Annotated in this window: 13 protein-coding genes; 5 read left to right on the forward strand and 8 right to left on the reverse strand. The window is 38.1% G+C overall.

Going from position 1 to position 16,319, the window contains the following annotated elements:
* Nucleotides 1-11: 11 nt before the first annotated feature.
* Together RGB74_RS12140 and RGB74_RS12145 are read right to left on the reverse strand one after the other, a co-directional pair.
* Nucleotides 12-2,945: an EAL domain-containing protein gene (locus RGB74_RS12140; protein ID WP_310759564.1), complete on the reverse strand. Its 2,934-nt coding sequence runs from the start codon at nt 2,943-2,945 to the stop codon at nt 12-14.
* A 657-nt stretch (nt 2,946-3,602) separates the two neighbouring features.
* A complete protein-coding gene (locus RGB74_RS12145; protein ID WP_310759565.1) occupies nt 3,603-3,962 on the reverse strand; it encodes a YisL family protein in 360 nt (119 codons plus the stop codon).
* A gap of 145 nt (nt 3,963-4,107) precedes the next feature.
* Between RGB74_RS12145 and RGB74_RS12150 the strand changes: the two genes are divergently transcribed.
* Nucleotides 4,108-5,316, forward strand: coding sequence for an ornithine--oxo-acid transaminase (locus tag RGB74_RS12150; protein ID WP_310759566.1), 1,209 nt, complete (start codon nt 4,108-4,110; stop codon nt 5,314-5,316).
* A gap of 86 nt (nt 5,317-5,402) precedes the next feature.
* Here the strand turns inward: RGB74_RS12150 and RGB74_RS12155 are convergent, their stop codons facing one another.
* From RGB74_RS12155 to RGB74_RS12165, 3 genes are read right to left on the reverse strand one after another with little or no spacing between them, the layout of a single operon-like run.
* Nucleotides 5,403-6,191: an SDR family oxidoreductase gene (locus tag RGB74_RS12155; RefSeq protein ID WP_310759567.1), complete on the reverse strand. Its 789-nt coding sequence runs from the start codon at nt 6,189-6,191 to the stop codon at nt 5,403-5,405.
* A gap of 29 nt (nt 6,192-6,220) precedes the next feature.
* On the reverse strand, nt 6,221-7,645 hold the full coding sequence (locus RGB74_RS12160) for an NAD-dependent succinate-semialdehyde dehydrogenase (protein WP_310759568.1): 1,425 nt from the start codon (nt 7,643-7,645) through the stop codon (nt 6,221-6,223).
* A 37-nt stretch (nt 7,646-7,682) separates the two neighbouring features.
* Nucleotides 7,683-8,567 (reverse strand): fumarylacetoacetate hydrolase family protein, encoded by an 885-nt coding sequence (locus RGB74_RS12165; protein ID WP_310759569.1) that lies wholly within the window; start codon nt 8,565-8,567, stop codon nt 7,683-7,685.
* Nucleotides 8,568-8,757: 190 nt separating this feature from the next.
* Here RGB74_RS12165 and RGB74_RS12170 point away from each other — a divergent pair, with 190 nt between their 5' ends.
* Nucleotides 8,758-10,515: a B12-binding domain-containing radical SAM protein gene (locus tag RGB74_RS12170; RefSeq protein WP_310759570.1), complete on the forward strand. Its 1,758-nt coding sequence runs from the start codon at nt 8,758-8,760 to the stop codon at nt 10,513-10,515.
* A gap of 16 nt (nt 10,516-10,531) precedes the next feature.
* Here the strand turns inward: RGB74_RS12170 and RGB74_RS12175 are convergent, their stop codons facing one another.
* Genes RGB74_RS12175 through RGB74_RS12185 form a run of 3 tightly spaced genes read right to left on the reverse strand, consistent with a single transcriptional unit; the run spans nt 10,532 to nt 12,299 of the window.
* Nucleotides 10,532-10,861: an efflux RND transporter periplasmic adaptor subunit gene (locus RGB74_RS12175; protein WP_310759571.1), complete on the reverse strand. Its 330-nt coding sequence runs from the start codon at nt 10,859-10,861 to the stop codon at nt 10,532-10,534.
* Nucleotides 10,861-11,613, reverse strand: a complete 753-nt coding sequence (locus tag RGB74_RS12180) for an efflux RND transporter periplasmic adaptor subunit (RefSeq protein ID WP_310759572.1) — start codon at nt 11,611-11,613, stop codon at nt 10,861-10,863. Before RGB74_RS12180 ends, RGB74_RS12175 begins: the two co-directional genes overlap by 1 nt.
* 14 nt (nt 11,614-11,627) lie before the next feature.
* Nucleotides 11,628-12,299: a hypothetical protein gene (locus tag RGB74_RS12185; RefSeq protein ID WP_310759573.1), complete on the reverse strand. Its 672-nt coding sequence runs from the start codon at nt 12,297-12,299 to the stop codon at nt 11,628-11,630.
* A gap of 160 nt (nt 12,300-12,459) precedes the next feature.
* On the opposite strand from RGB74_RS12185, the gene RGB74_RS12190 reads away from it, so the two are divergent.
* From RGB74_RS12190 to RGB74_RS12200, 3 genes are read left to right on the forward strand one after another with little or no spacing between them, the layout of a single operon-like run.
* Complete coding sequence (locus tag RGB74_RS12190) at nt 12,460-14,070, forward strand: spore germination protein (protein ID WP_310759574.1); 1,611 nt, start codon at nt 12,460-12,462, stop codon at nt 14,068-14,070.
* Nucleotides 14,067-15,161 (forward strand): GerAB/ArcD/ProY family transporter, encoded by a 1,095-nt coding sequence (locus tag RGB74_RS12195; RefSeq protein ID WP_310759575.1) that lies wholly within the window; start codon nt 14,067-14,069, stop codon nt 15,159-15,161. Before RGB74_RS12190 ends, RGB74_RS12195 begins: the two co-directional genes overlap by 4 nt.
* Nucleotides 15,158-16,282, forward strand: coding sequence for a Ger(x)C family spore germination protein (locus RGB74_RS12200; protein ID WP_310759576.1), 1,125 nt, complete (start codon nt 15,158-15,160; stop codon nt 16,280-16,282). The genes RGB74_RS12195 and RGB74_RS12200 overlap by 4 nt, the downstream gene beginning before the upstream one ends.
* Nucleotides 16,283-16,319: the final 37 nt, after the last annotated feature.

Genomic DNA, 16,319 nt, shown 5'->3' on the forward strand with positions numbered 1-16,319 from the left:
CCCTCCCTTAATCAGGATAGGCTGTTTTTTATGATGGAAGAAAATTTAAGAAAAACGTCAGCCTCGTTAGCCGGCATTGGTTTTGAGATGAAATACCCTTGAGCGTGATGGCACCCGTATTCTTTTAATAGTTTCAACTGCTCATATGTTTCTACACCTTCAGCAACGGTTGTTAAAGACAGCCCTTCGCACATCATGATGATTGCCTTAATAATTGCGGCATCACTTGAATTGAAGTAATCCTCACTTAAATGGCGGATAAAGCTCTGATCAATTTTTAACGAATCGACTGGCAGATCTTTGAGATAACTTAACGAACTATATCCCGTTCCAAAATCGTCGATTGATAGTTTCACGCCAAGTTCGCGAAGCTCTTCCATGATGCTGATGCTATATTCCACATTATGAATCATCGTACTCTCGGTAAGTTCAAGGTTCAGGCACTCTGCTGGTATACCGGTTAATTGCAGCACTTCTTTCACTTCGTATACAAAGGATAAACGCTGGAATTGCCTGCTGGATACATTTACAGAGATTGATAAATGAGCGGCACCTTCATCATGCCATTGTTTTAGCTGTTTACAAGATTCAAAGAGAACAAATCGTCCAATTTCATCGATCAGTCCTATTTCTTCTGCAAGAGGTATAAACTGCATAGGCGAAACAAGTCCTAGTTCTGGATGTTTCCACCGAATAAGAGCTTCAAATCCATTAATCTGTTCTGTTTTCATACAAATTTGCGGCTGGTAATATGGCACTAATTCACCTTTTTGAATGGCTTTGCGAAGGAAGCCTTCCAACCTTAACCGCTCCAGTGTAAAAGCGTTCATTTCCCCGGTAAAGAATTCTCGCTTTCCAAATCCTTTTTCTTTCGCTTTGTGTACAGCGATATCAGCATTTTTCAATAAAACATCTGTACTGATGCTGTCATCCGGATAAATACTGATCCCGATCGACGCACTCACTGTATACTCTTCTCCATCTAAATAAATCGGCATTTTTAACGCTTCTGTAATCCGTTCAGTCGTTTCAATAATTTCACCGGGCTTATTAAGCGACGGCAAAATGAGTGCAAATACATCTCCAGCGAACCGGCATAACAAATCGTGGTTTTTCGTAGCCTGTCTTAATTGCTTGCTGACATGTTTCAGCACTACATCACCAATGTGATGGCCAAGGCTTTCGTTTATGATTTTAAAACGATCCAGATCAATAAACATAACTGCAAGCTTTTGCTTATTATGATCGCTTTCTTCCAAAAGTTCGTGAAGCCTTTTTTCGAACAAACTGCGGTTTGGCAATCCGGTTAATGAATCATGGAACGCCAATCGTTCCATTTTTTCTTCTGCCTTTTTCTGCCACGTAATATTTTTTCCGATCCCGTAGATTCCCACAACTCTTTGATTTACAACGATCGGAATATTGGTTATGCTGCAAACGATATTTTTCCCATCTTTTTTTTGGATCGTTGTTACAAATGTTTGAGGCTTTTCATGTATGGCAAGCTTAAAGTGTTCAATAACCTGTTTGTGATTTTCCAGACAAACAAAATCTAATGCAAGTGAACGCATCAATTCTTCTTGTGAGTAGCCAAGCGTTTGCACAAGTGCAGGATTGACACTCGTAATGTAGCCCTTCAGATCCATTGAATAGATTAAATCAGGATTATGGTCAAATAAAGATTTATACCTTTGTTCACTTTCCAGGAGATTATCATTTAACTGCTGCATCTCTTCTGTACTTGTTTGAATTAAGTGCGATAATGCTAGCAGTTCATCGATCTCTTTTGATTTTTCAGGTTTCTTGGCGCTGAATTTTTTTTCTAAAGTCGCGTCAGCAGATTCACTTAAAATCAACAGAGTAAGTGCATGTGACAGCAGATGAACTTGTTTCCCATCATGAAAATATTCCCCATACGTAAAGAAACCTGTTGTAGGAACAAATTGTTCTATAGCAAAAAACTCTTCTTCTAGTGTGCTTTTTAAAAATCTTCTTCTTGCCATGCACGAATACATAAATATAGATTCAGCAGGTTTTTTTTGCAGATCCTTTGTCACAATATCTATCGAATTTAATAAGAGGCTTGCATCACGATACCCGATTTGCAACTGATTTCCTGTCTGAATATTTTGGTGGAACGAGTAATGATCTTCCTGTTCCGATGACTTAATAGACAAGGGGTGATAGCTTTTATCCTTCTTTTTGATCAGCGGATATTCAACCGCAGACTTTGGGAGGCTTTCGGCGATCTCTTTCCCCATATATTGAGCATATAATTCATAGATTGACATACCATCAATCTCTAATTCTCCCCGTTCAGATACGTCTGTAACAGTAAACACCTTACCTGCAGGTTTCCACTCTGTATATGACATCGTACTTATGTATAATTCTTCACTATCAATAGCAGCTGCTACAACACCTTTATCAAACACACCTTCTTCCGTAAAAAGGCAAATGTTTTTGAAAAGTCCATTATCGCCTGCATTTCCGCCTGATACGATTACTTCCGGTGCTACGGAATGAATACCCTGCAAAAAAGAAGAGCTTTCCATGTACATGCCGTTACCAAATATGAAAAGCAGCTTCGTTTTTTCATTAATGAAATTTTGTGCAAGCTGCTTTCCTAATTCTTCACTGTTGTTATTATCCAATAGTGGTATGTAAGAAGTTCGGGGGAAAGATTTTTCGAATACCGAAACAGAAATAACGGTCTCCTTTGTTGTCACACGGCCTTGCAAAACTTCCCCATCCGTTGTTACACCTATTATTTTGGCATCAGGCAAATGGATGGTTAGTTTTTCTCTTAATCTATTAATCCATCCCTTGTCGAGTCTTCCAGTGAAAACTTGCACTAACATCTTTTTATGTTGTTTTATGTCATTTTCTTTCATCCATTTTTTGAACTGGATTTCATTTTTATATAAACAGTTAAAGGTTTTCATGCTAACACCTCAATTAACAAGAACGTTCGAATATTATACTTCTATTATTATCGGTGGTATGTGTTATTTTTTAACAGTATAGTTGGAGGTATTTTTTTACAGATGCTTTTAGGGGGGACTGACCCCTTACAATTTATTTCCCTCTTCGTTTTCCTATAATCAATCTGATCAGATCCTCGATTTTGATATCGTAATAGAGTGCATTTCAAAGTTTAAGTTTTTTTCATTTGATTATTTCCTAGGTTAAGCGGATAGTGGCTGGATAGAAGACTTCATTTCAGAAGCTGAAAACAAACCACATAAAAAATCATATCAATTCATCGTCAAATATTTTAAATTCAATGAAAAAAGAAAGAAAAAGCCGCTCGGTAACCAAATCGGCTTTTTCTTAGTCTCATATAATAGTTCATGAAGTCACTTTTTTCGTAATCAAGTCTGTTTTACAAAAAATTAAGTCTGATGTGTTGCCAATTAAGCTAATTTATAATTTTTAATCTCTTTAAACTATAATTAAGTCTAATTTTAGTCAATTAAGTCTTTCTACAAATTTCGACAAAAACTCACTCCAAAAGCCTACACTACCAAGCAAACAAAAAAAGACCCAAAAAGTGTGCAATCCAGCACTCTATTGGGTCTTTCTTAATCATTAATTTTAACTTATCCAATTACAATGTAACCATAAAACAAGACTAATAAGAAGGTTACAAAGAAAAACACCCAATTTAGCAGTCGAACTTCGCCGCGTTTTCTTTGAACAAGGATGATTTCCATCAAACCGATTAATGTAATACCAAGAATACCTTTAATAATAATCGGTCCTTTGTTTACAATACCCGCGTCCATTAGATAGCTTCCAAACATGTGTCCGCCTGTTGCCAGGATTGCTAAATACAAAACGCGTGTGATCATGTGAAAAATTTTCGCCTTTTTCCCTGCATTCTTTTTGTATAACATATACGTTACAACAAACAGAATAAGCGCTAGAAACCAAGCTGCTACGTGATAATGGATAATCATAAATATATCCTCCTATGTATAATTCTCCATATTACTATACCACGAAGTCGTATGGACAAGACAACTAAAAGAGATTACCCTACAACGAAAGCCTTTTCATTGGTATAATAGCGTTGTGAGAAAACTTGCGAATAGAGGTGTTTCCATGAAACAGACAGAAACGAAGAATACGGAAAAAGTTATTTCTAAAACGGAACAATATGGTGCTCATAACTATCATCCGCTTCCGATCGTGATTTCCAAAGCTGAAGGGGTTTGGGTAACAGATCCTGAAGGAAACCGCTACATGGATATGCTCAGTGCATATTCTGCAGTAAATCAAGGACACCGTCACCCGAAAATCATTCAAGCTTTAAAAGATCAAGCAGACAAAGTAACGCTCACATCGCGTGCTTTCCATAACGATCAGCTTGGCGATTTTTATGAAAAAGTATCAAGCTTAACGAAAAAAGATATGGTTCTTCCGATGAACACTGGTGCTGAGGCAGTCGAAACAGCCATTAAAGCTGTCCGACGCTGGGCTTATGATGTAAAAGGTGTCGCTGAAAACCAAGCTGAGATCATCGTTTGTGAAGGAAACTTCCATGGACGTACGATGACAGCCGTATCTATGTCATCTGACCCTGATTATCAGCGTGGATTTGGACCAATGCTTCCCGGCATAAAAGTGATTCCATATGGTGACTTGGATGCATTAAAAGCTGCCATCACAACTAACACAGCAGCTTTTGTTTTAGAACCGATCCAGGGTGAAGCTGGAATCGTCATCCCGCGCGAAGGATTTTTAAAAGAAGCTCTTGATGTATGTAAACAAGAAAACGTGTTGTTTGTAGCTGATGAAATTCAGTCTGGTCTTGGCCGTTCTGGTAAAATGTTTGCATGTGACTGGGAGCAAGTTGAGCCAGATATGTACATTTTAGGAAAAGCACTTGGCGGCGGAGTTATGCCGATCTCTTGTGTTGCAGCTAATCGTGAAGTACTAGGCGTATTCAACCCGGGTTCACATGGTTCTACTTTCGGAGGAAACCCACTTGCTTGTGCCGTTTCAGTCGCTTCTGTTGACGTTCTGGTAGAAGAAAACTTAGTAGAACGTTCTTTAAAACTTGGAGAGTATTTCTTAAACGAACTTAAGAAGGTCAACAATCCTGCGATCAAAGAAGTCCGAGGAAAGGGATTATTTATCGGTGTTGAACTAAACGAGGCAGCGCGTTCTTACTGTGAACGATTAAAAGAACAAGGGTTGCTTTGTAAAGAAACACACGAAAACGTAATCCGTTTTGCACCTCCGTTAATCATCTCTGAAGAAGATTTGGAATGGGCAATTGAGCGAATCAAGAACGTATTGTCCGTATAAGGCTGAAGCCGGCTCGTAACATGAGCCGGCTTTTTTTCTCAAAATAAAAAAGAAGCAGCCACTACTGCTTCTTTTCAAATTTAACCTTACAATGCTTTTACCATACCGCCGTCTATTAACAAAGATTGTCCGGTTATATATGAATTAGCGCCTGAGCATAAAAAGACGACCATTTTAGCAAATTCTTCAGGTGTCCCATAACGTCCAAGGGGGATTCCTCCCACTACACTTGCTTTCACGTCTTCTGTTGAAATACCTTTTTTCTCGGCTGCCATTTGGTCCAGTTCTCCTACCCGATCAGTTCCGATTCGGCCAGGTCCAATCGTATTAATCAGAATATTGTCTTTCCCTAATTCTTGGGACAAACTTTTAGAAAGACCATTAATTGCCGTTCGGAACGTATTCGATAATATCAGTCCGTCGATCGGCTGCTTAAATGAAGAGGATGCGATATTTACAATTCGTCCACCGCCATTTTTAACCATGTTTGGTGTGACAGCACGTACTGTCCTGACAAGACTTAACAGTGTCAGCTCAAACGCTCCTTGCCAATGTTCGTCTTCAAAATCATTAAACCCTCCAGCAGGAGGACCACCAGCATTATTGACTAATACATCGATACTTCCGAAGGTTTCAACTGTTTCTGCAACGAGCTCATCAATCTCGTTTCGCTGTGTAATATCGCACTTTTTATAACGAACGTTCGAACCTGTTTCTATGTTAATCGCTTCCGCTGTTTCTGAAAGCAGCTCTTCATCGCGGCTCGTCAGCATCACGTTTGCACCTTCTTTCGCAAACTGCAAGGCACAAGCTTTTCCGAGTCCTTTGCTAGACGCTAGAACTAATACGTTTTTCCCTTTTAATCCTAAATCCATAAGTGCTCACCCGATTCTATTTATTTTTTTTATAAAACATAACTTACATATTTTGTTTCTAAATAAGCTTCCATTCCTTCAATTCCGCCTTCACGGCCTAGGCCGCTTTCTTTCATTCCGCCAAACGGCGCTTGTGCGGCTGATGGAACGCCATCATTCCATCCGATGATTCCATAATCCAGACCTTCTACTACTTGTGTCCCTTTTGATAAGCTTTCTGTGTAGACGTATGCCGCTAGGCCGAATGGGCTTTTGTTCGCAAGCATAATACCTTCTTCAATTGTTGAAATCTTATGAATGGGTATAACAGGCCCGAATGTTTCTTCGTTCATGATCAGCATATCTTGGTTCACATTTTTCAGCACCGTTGGCTCATAATAATATGCGCCGTTTTCAGCTGTTCCCTTCCCGCCAGTCACACACTCTGCGCCATTCGAAACAGCGTTCTCAACATGTTCCGCTATTTTTTCATATCCATCTTTGTTGATGATTGGTCCGATATCTGTTCCTTCTACAAGCCCGTTTCCAACTTTTAGCTTTTTCGCTTCTGCAGCTACGAGTGCTGTGAATTCATCATATATATCTTCATGCACATATACTCTGTTTATACAAATACATGTTTGACCAGCATTACGAAACTTTGAAGCTACAACTCCCGCAACTGCTTTTTTCAGATCTGCGTCATCTAGCACAACGGCTGGTGCATGCCCGCCTAGCTCCATAGATACGTTCTTTACGGTTGCAGCACTTTGCTCGATCAGTTTTTTGCCGATTTCAGTAGAACCTGTAAATGTTACTTTTCTTACTTTATCACTGTCCATGATCGCTTTTCCGATCACAGATGAAGCTCCAGTTACAAGGTTGATAACCCCTTTAGGAAAGCCTGCCTTGTCAGCCAGTTCTACTAGTTTAATGGCCGTCAAAGGGGTTTCTTTTGGAGGCTTCACGATAAATGTACAACCTGCTGCAAGCGCCGGTCCTAGTTTTCTTGTAATCATAGCAGCCGGAAAGTTCCACGGGGTAATCGCGGCAACAACCCCCACTGGCTGTTTCAAGACTTGCATTCTCTTATTTTGACCGCTCGAAGGAATCGTTCTGCCGTATATCCGCTTTCCTTCTTCCGCATACCATTTTATAAATGACGCGGCATACAGTACTTCACCTGCAGATTCTTTTAATGGTTTACCCATCTCCAATGTCATCAGTTCAGCAAGTTCATCTTTTTCTTCAACCATTAAATCATGCAGCTTCATAAGATAGTCAGCCCGCTCATATGCGGTTAATTTTGACCATCCTGCAAATGCATGATGAGCTGCATCGATAGCAGCATTCGTTTCGTCTTTTCCACATGAAGGCACGGTTCCAACTACTTCACCATTTGCCGGGTTATAAACCTCTATCTTTTCAAGATCGCTTCCTGTCCAAGAACCATTAATATAAAGCAGTTTATCCATGTGAATTCCTCCTCTATGTATCTTGTAAAATTCGACTTCATTCTACTATTTCATTACTGAGTGTCCCGATTCCTTCTATTGTAATTTCTATCGTGTCACCACTTTTTAGAAACACAGGCGGTTTCATACCTTTTCCAACACCGGCAGGAGTACCTGTTGCAATAATATCTCCTGCTTCAAGTGTCATTCCTTTTGACAGTTCAGCTATCATAGTCGGGATGTCAAAAATAAAATCTCTCGTGTTACCGTCTTGTCTTTGCTCGCCATTTACTTTCGTCTGAATTGATAATTTCTCTGGATTCGGGATTTCAGAATGATGAACAATCCATGGCCCCATTGGACATGTGCCATCCAGGCTTTTTCCGATCAAAAACTGTTTATGCTTTTGCTGCAGATCGCGTGCTGTAACATCATTGATAATCGAATAGCCAAAAATATAATTCATAGCTTCTTCCTTAGAGATATGAATACCCTTTTTTCCAATGATTATGGCAAGTTCACCTTCATAATCGAGCTGATCTGTCAGATTCACATGGCTTGGAATTCCTTTTTTATGACCAATAATGGATGTAGGGGCTTTTGAAAACACCATAATATCCTCTGGAATATCAGCCTCGCTCCCCATCTCAATTGCATGATCACGATAGTTTTTTCCGATGCAGAATACATTTTTTGATGGTCTTGGAATAGGTGCTAATAATTCGATTGTTTCTAAAGAATACGTAAAATCACTTACATCAAAACGCGAAATTAACTCCTCTGCCAGCGAAACAAAGGAAGGACCTTGTTCAACACCTTCTAAAAGGGTTCCTGGAAAGTTTTTATCATTATGTTGTGCCAAGTCAGTAAGGTTGATGATACTCTCGCCTTTAACTGCACCAATGAATAGATTTTCATTATGAAGCCCGGTTGCAAATTTCATTTATCAAAAGCCTCCTAGTTATGAATGAAATCATTTATATCTACTATAAAGTTTCTTACTTTTAGCCGTAAAGCAATATGCAATGCTGTTTTTTGATAAAACTGATTTTTTACTTCTTTTTAAAATATGGTAAAATAGTGTGTCATCTAAATAACCCGATTTTAGGGTAATCGTAATGAGGTTATAAATCATGAAAACTGTACTAAGTACGTTAAATGCAAAATATATACACACTTGTCTGGCACTTCGCTATTTAAAAGCTTACAGCGAGCCTGATTTTCCTATAACGATCCGCGAATTTACGATAAAAGATCCTTCTTTAAATATCGTCACTGACTTGTTTAATCAGCAGCCTGATGTTCTCGGATTCAGCTGCTATATCTGGAACATTGAAGAAACGATTAAAGTCATTCAAATGTTTAAGAAGATCAAGCCTGAGACGAAGATCGTTCTTGGAGGCCCCGAAGTTTCTTATGATGTTGCTTACTGGCTTGACCGTATTCCTGAAGTTGATTTTATCGTGGTCAACGAAGGAGAAGAAACTTTTAAACATTTGTTGAGCGAGATTCAAAATGAAAGTCAGTTTCAAAAAGTAGCTGGTTTAGCTTACCGGAAAGAAGGAAAACCAAAAATCAACGGTCCTCGTGAAAAATTAGACCTAAAAACAGTCACTTCTCCTTTCCGTTTTGAAGAAGATGTTCAGGATCTTTCTAAAAGGATTACTTATTTTGAAACGAGCCGTGGATGCCCATACTCTTGTGCATTTTGTTTATCTTCTATTGAAGTTGGAGTACGTTATTTTCATCCTGATGCTGTAAAAGAAGATCTAATCTTTTTGATGGATAACGGAGCAAAAATCATTAAATTCGTCGATCGCACGTTTAACATTCGCCGTGATTATGCACTCGACATGTTTTCCTTTTTAATAGAGAATCGAAGACCCGGGGTCGTGTTCCAGTTCGAGATCACGGCAGATATTATGCGGCCTGAAGTCATTGACTATTTAAATGAACACGCGCCAAAAGGACTATTCCGTTTCGAAATTGGTGTTCAATCAACAAATGACGCGGTTAACCTTCTTGTAGAACGCAGACAAAACTTTGAGAAGCTTACCCGTACGGTTACGACCGTTCGTGATGGTGGAAAAATTGTACAGCATTTAGATTTAATCGCTGGGTTGCCTAAAGAAGATTACACATCTTTCCGAAAAACATTCAATGATGTTTTCGCATTCGGCATCGAAGAAGTTCAGCTTGGATTCTTAAAAATGCTTCGAGGGACTGGGCTTCGTCTTACAGCAGCTCAACATGATTATGTTTATATGGATCATTCTCCATATGAAATTCTAGGGAATAATGTTTTATCGTTTGAGGAAATTATTCGTATTAAACAAGTAGAAGATGTATTGGAAAAATATTGGAACGATCATCGAATGGATCATACAGTAAAATATTTGATCAACCATGTATTTGAATCACCTTTCGATTTCTTCCAAGAATTTGGAACGTATTGGGAAACAAGAGGCTGGTCTCGTATCGGCCATCAGCTCGAGGATTTATATAAACGGCTTATCGCGTTTTTAACAGAAGCTGCACCACACTCTCTACCGGTTGCAGAAAGTTTAATGAAGCTTGATTATTTAGAGCGTCAGCAATTCAAACCACGTAAGCCATGGTGGGAACACACTCAAAACAAAGAGGAATCCTCAAAAGTCCTTACTATTCTTGCAAATGAACCTGATTTAATTGACGGTTTTCCAATTATGACAGAGAAAGATCTTCATAAGCATGGATTCGTTACAGAAGCGGCGATTGATCCGTTGTCAGATCAGCTAAAGCCGAATGAAACAATTTCTTATATACTCATTGCGTTATTCGATCCAAAACTGGATAACACACAAATTTTCACGTTGCCAAAATCTGCTTTTCAAATAAAAAAGGATGCGTAACCGCATCCTTTTTGTTTTATTTTAAGCTAAAAGCGGGCTCACCTGAGACGAAGACTTTAGAAGGGTTTACCACAACTGCTTCATTCTTTTTAAGTCCTTTTTTAATCTCAATGACACCTTTTTGTTTTAATCCTGTTATAACGTTTACTTTATATAGTTTGTCTTTATCAATCGTATACATATATTGTTTGCCATCATTTTTAATAACTGCATTTTGCGGAACACTCACTGCATTAGCAGATAAGGTTTCAGGAATGACGATATCAGCTTTCTGTCCTTCCGTTAAAGCCGATTCGTCTTGTGCAAGAAAAGAAATCACAAATAGATGATCTTTCTTTGAAGGCATTATAGTTGAACCGTTGCCTTTTGCTTCTTTTTAGAAGCTGATGTTGCAAATTCAACTTCATCACCGGTTTTCACAATGCTCGCGATATCCCCGTTCACTTCTGCCTGTATTTCATAATTGCCTTGTCCAACAATTTCTACAAGCGGTTTTTCGCTATCGCTTCCATTTACTACTGTGACAACACCATCTACCGGGCTTTTAACAGATTGCTCGTCTAGCTTTTTTTCTAACTCCAGTATTTCATCAAACAATACGGCACTTTCTTTTTCAGCTAAGTCTGCTTGCAGCTCAGCATCTGCCAGCTGTTTTTGTATCATAACTTTTGTATCTGCCGTATCTTTTTCTTCATCAAAACTGGACAATTCACTTTGCCAGTCTGTAATTTCACTTGAATAATGACTCGCTTTTACGTCTGCCGCTTCTTTTTCTCTTTTTAGATTGCGAAGTTCTTTTTCTAAATCATTATTTTCATAAGTTGCTATCGTTTGACCAGAAGTAACGGTTTCTCCTTCAGTAACCTGTATCTCTTTTATCGAGCCAAGAGATGGATTGTGATGTACATCAAACGTATTTTTGGACTTAGCTAATCCTGTAACTTCCCACTTTTTAATAAAATCACGTTCTTTTGATAGTTCCGTTTCAAGTCTTGGTGCCTCTACTGCAGTTGTTTTTTCTCGATCAAACAGCATAATATTCATTGTTAATAGGAGAGCAGCGATTACACCTGCTGAAATCCACTTCCATTTATTCATTTATACGCTCCCCCTTACACCAGTTGTCCGCTGACTAGTGCAGAATATAGAGAAAATAAAACAATCCAAAAAACACAAGTTCCAAGCGTGATAATTAAACAATAAGATTTGGACTTAAAAGATAATCGAACAAGTGCATAATAAGTCACTGCCGTTCCCCAAACAGTAAATACATTTATGAAGTTTAGAAGCTCCTGCCAAAATCCATGTTTAAAAATCAATACCCCTAAAAACCCTAATCCCAGCGGCTGAACCACTTCTTCCCCGCCTGATGTAAACTGAAACGGAAGTTCAAAGGCCATACCTGCCAAAAACAAGATATAGATCACACTCATTACATAAAAAAGAGCTTTATAGCCAATATCACGGAAAAACAAATATAGAAAAAGTGTACCTGCCTGAATAACAAAAAATGGCACGATAATTCCCCATACTAAACCAGCTAATCCCAGTAAATATCGTAGGAGCTCTAATTCAGGTGCAGAGAGCTTTGCTGAAACTACAAAATGAATGGTTTTAAACGAAGGAAATGCAGCAAAAAAAGACAATGCATGAAGTAAACCGCTGACTGCCAATATCGCCACAAACCGCAGCCAAAACCCTTCTTTGTCCTTTGATTCTTTGAAAAATGAAAAATATGTATAAGGCTTAGTCAGTGCAGGAATAAACTGAGCGTTTCCTGTCATACGGCCTCCCCCTTCTCTCTCTTTATGTCTATATCCTATCACAGATTACCTTCGGTGAATGACAATTTTTGACGTTTTCATCAAAAAATAGTCATATCTCCGCATAATTACATTTCATTAACAAAAACTAAGCCAAACTCTGTGATCGGGATGAGGCGAAATGACTTTCTTTAAAAAACCCAAAAAATTAAAACAAGTCATGCAAGAAAATAAAGAAGCAAATGAACAATCTGTTCAAAACAGTTCGAATAATGACACTAAAATAGACGCTCAAAACGGTTCTCAAATTGAAAGTAAGGATATTTCCGTAGTAGGACAAATGACAATCGAGGAATTAGTTGAAGAGGTAAAAAAACCTTTTTCAAATACAGAAGATATGGTGACGCATTGGATTACCCTTCCTTCTGACAACACCAAAATTGCTTTCCTATTTCTTGATTCTATTATCGATAAAAGTATTTTGAAGCTGCACATTTTAAATCCATTCTTTGAACTTAAGGAAGACATTGACAAATTATCGTTTGAAGAAATAGCACAAATTGAATTAAAGAAACAAGAGGATTTCACACAAGTACCCCAACTTTTGCTGCAATCGAATGCACTTGTTTTTACAAAAGATACATCTTGCTACTATTCCGTTTTAGCACCAGTAAAGACACAAAGAGACATAAAAGAACCCGATAATGAAGCGATTATTCGAGGTTCTCATGAAGGATTCATTGAAAGTATGACAATGAATCTCGCTCTCATCCGAAAACGGTTAAAATCCCCTAAGCTTACTTTTAAGTATTATAGAGTCGGCAAAGAAACACATACGAATATTGCGATGGCTTTCGTTGAGAATATCGCTAACCCTGATCATGTTAAAGAAGTAGAAAGAAGAATTACTTCCATTGAAGCTGATGCTGTTTATACGCCTGGAAACATAGAAGAGAGTATCGAGGAAAAACCGTTTAGTTTTTTTCCGCAAATGTTAAGTACGGAGCGGCCAGATCGGGTTGCAGCTAATCTTATGGAGGGGAGAATCGCACTCATTTATGATACTTCGCCTACTGCTCACGTAATGCCTGTAAACTTTTTTACTTTTTATCAATCTGTTGACGATTATAATAAGCGGTGGCATATTGGATCGTTTTTTCGTTTCATACGACTTTTTAGTTTTTTTATTGCTATTGGTCTTCCTGCACTCTATATCGCGATCGTTTCTTTTCATTTTGAGGTTATACCGTTTAACCTGATTTTGTTAATCAAAGGATCACTTGAAGATATCCCTTATCCTCCACTTTTTGAAGCAATGCTGATGGAGTTAACGATTGAATTAATACGGGAAGCTTCAATCCGCCTCCCTACTCGGATCGGTACGACCATTGCGATCGTTGGTGGTTTAGTAATCGGAGATGCTGTTGTAAAAGCAGGTCTCGTTTCTAACTTAATGATCATTGTTGTGGCGATTACCGCTATTGCAGCTTATATCGTTCCTTCTAACGAAATGAGTGCTGCAGTGAGAATTATGCGGTTTCCTTTCATGCTTGCAGCTGCTACTTTAGGTTTTCTTGGAATTGTTTTCGGCTTTATGATTTTGCTGTTTCATTTGTGCAAACTTTATACGTTTGGCTCTCCATATTTTGCTCCTTTAGCACCATTAAAGATCGATGACCTAAAAGATGCCTTTATCAGGTTGCCATTCTGGAAACAGAATAAACGTCCAAGCGATGTGACTCCTTTGAAATCAGATCAAGATAACCGCACAAGAAAGTGGGATAAAAATTGAAGCATCATACAATAACACATAGACAGCTATTTTTTGTTGTCATTCAAGCACAAATCGGTGTGGGCATCCTTTCCCTTCCATATTCGTTGTTTCAAAAAGCAAAAATTGATGGCTGGATGTCACTTCTTATTGCTGGGATTTTGATTCAATTTTCTTTGCTTGCCATTTGGAAGCTTTGCGATCGCTTTCCACAAAAAACACTTTTTGATTTTCTGCCAAAAATATTAGGGAAGTACTTAGGATTGATTTTCAATGTTATTTACACACTCCACTTTCTATTCATTTCTGTCCTAATCTTAATCTTGTATAACAGCATTGTAGCAAAGTGGATTTTATTTGAAACGCCAAGTTGGATAATTATATTAATTATGGCATTCACTGGTGCTTATTTCATTTCAAGTTCACCAAGGGAAATAGCAAGGTTCTCAACTATCGTTACACCCCTTTTGCTCATCTTATTTGGTTTCATATTGTACGGCTACACTGGAGTTCATCCACTCTATATCCTGCCTATGGGTGAAGTGGGCATGAGTACAATCTTAAAAAGCTCTCAAGACGCTGTCGTTGCTTTATTAGGATTCGATGTTGCCCTCGTATTCTTAGCTTATACAGAAGGGGCTAGATCGAAGAAAATTAAAGTGATATCCTATGCATCACTATTTGTAACAATTCTTTATACTTTTATTGTACTGACAACTTATATGTACTTTAATCCTTTAGAAATTGTTATTGTGCCTGAGCCTGTACTATACATGTTAAAAGCATTTTCTTTCAGTATCATAGAACGGACAGATTTAGTCTTTATTTCCATTTGGATGGTTTCTGTTGCTACCTCTTTTATAAGTTATTTATTTTTAACTGCCAAAGGTGTTCAAAAACTTTTTGGTTTGAAAGATAATAAAAAATCGGCACCATATATAGCCATTCTGTGTACTCTCATTGCAGTAATTCCAAACGATAAACTCGAAATATCCACTTGGAATAAATATATAAGTCTTACGTCATTAGCATTTTCAGCTATATTCCCTGTTCTTCTTTTAATTATTGCGGTTATAAGAAAAAAAGAAGACAAAGGAGCTGCTTCTTCATGAAAAAAAGGTGGTGTTGTTTCCCAGTTCTTTTTCTCTTAACAGGCTGCTGGGATACAACTGCATTAAATCAAACAAAACTAATTACAGCAGGTGGATTTGATTATACAAAAAAGGGAGATGTCACCACAACAGCATCGATTCCACAGACAACAACATCGGTAGCTGGCGGACAATCTCTCGTAAATCAAGCCTTTTTCGCAACAGGTCACACAGCACGTCAAAGCCGGCTAAGACTTGACAGAAAAGTGTCTGAACGATTAGATGCATCTAAGAACCAAATCATAATTTTTGGTGAAGATGCTGCAAAAAAAGACATCTACCCGCTCTTGGACGTTTTTTACCGTGATCCAAAATCTGCACTAAACGCCAAATTAGCTGTTACGAAAGGCAGAGCTGGAGATGTAATCAGCAACAAGTACTTAGAAACAGAAAAAGGGGCAACAGGGATCGGAGAATATTTACGAGATGTTGTTAAAAGTTCTGAAGAGGCGGCAACTGTTTCAAAAGAAAACATTCAATCCATATGCCCCGTCATGTTCGATCCCGGACAGGATTTTACATTACCTTATATCATTCCTTTGAAACATACGGCTAAAGTAGATGGTGTTGCCGTTTTCCATGGCGAAAAAATGGTAGGAAAGTTACTAGGACCTGAATCAGTATTGTACGTTATGTTGACAGGAAAACATTACACAAAAGCGATGTCAACCACAAAAAAAATTTCAACAGACAGAAAAAGTAAACTCAATAATTACACCACATTTAAAGTAAAAAGAAACAGACGGATATTAGATGTAACTGTATCTCCTTCTGGTGAAATATCCGTCGATCTTCATTTAAAAACAACAGTAGTCATCACTGAATATCCTCACGATAACCTGAATACACCTGCTGAAGTAATGAAAGTTGAAAAAGCATTATCAAAAGTATTAACGAAAGAGTCTCAAAGAATTGTTGCGAAACTTCAAAAAATGAATGCAGATACGTTTGGAATTGGAAGTGAATTAATGGCATTTCACTATCCTCTTTGGAAAAAGTTAGATTGGGAAAAAGAATATCCAAAAATCCCTATCCATACAAAAGTGGACATTACAGTAATAGGACATGGGATAATTGAATAAAAAAAGGATTCAAGGCGAAGAAACCTTGAATCCTTTT

The sequence above is a fragment of the Bacillus sp. NEB1478 genome (assembly GCF_031582965.1).
GTDB lineage: Bacteria > Bacillota > Bacilli > Bacillales > Fictibacillaceae > Fictibacillus.

Bases quoted from the DNA above. Each gene is read 5' to 3' on its own strand.
- RGB74_RS12140 (WP_310759564.1), bottom strand. From the start codon at position 2,945: ATGAAAACCTTTAACTGTTTATATAAAAATGAAATCCAGTTCAAAAAA.
- RGB74_RS12145 (WP_310759565.1), bottom strand. From the start codon at position 3,962: ATGATTATCCATTATCACGTAGCAGCTTGGTTTCTAGCGCTTATTCTG.
- RGB74_RS12150 (WP_310759566.1), top strand. From the start codon at position 4,108: ATGAAACAGACAGAAACGAAGAATACGGAAAAAGTTATTTCTAAAACG.
- RGB74_RS12155 (WP_310759567.1), bottom strand. From the start codon at position 6,191: ATGGATTTAGGATTAAAAGGGAAAAACGTATTAGTTCTAGCGTCTAGC.
- RGB74_RS12160 (WP_310759568.1), bottom strand. From the start codon at position 7,645: ATGGATAAACTGCTTTATATTAATGGTTCTTGGACAGGAAGCGATCTT.
- RGB74_RS12165 (WP_310759569.1), bottom strand. From the start codon at position 8,567: ATGAAATTTGCAACCGGGCTTCATAATGAAAATCTATTCATTGGTGCA.
- RGB74_RS12170 (WP_310759570.1), top strand. From the start codon at position 8,758: ATGAAAACTGTACTAAGTACGTTAAATGCAAAATATATACACACTTGT.
- RGB74_RS12175 (WP_310759571.1), bottom strand. From the start codon at position 10,861: ATGCCTTCAAAGAAAGATCATCTATTTGTGATTTCTTTTCTTGCACAA.
- RGB74_RS12180 (WP_310759572.1), bottom strand. From the start codon at position 11,613: ATGAATAAATGGAAGTGGATTTCAGCAGGTGTAATCGCTGCTCTCCTA.
- RGB74_RS12185 (WP_310759573.1), bottom strand. From the start codon at position 12,299: ATGACAGGAAACGCTCAGTTTATTCCTGCACTGACTAAGCCTTATACA.
- RGB74_RS12190 (WP_310759574.1), top strand. From the start codon at position 12,460: ATGACTTTCTTTAAAAAACCCAAAAAATTAAAACAAGTCATGCAAGAA.
- RGB74_RS12200 (WP_310759576.1), top strand. From the start codon at position 15,158: ATGAAAAAAAGGTGGTGTTGTTTCCCAGTTCTTTTTCTCTTAACAGGC.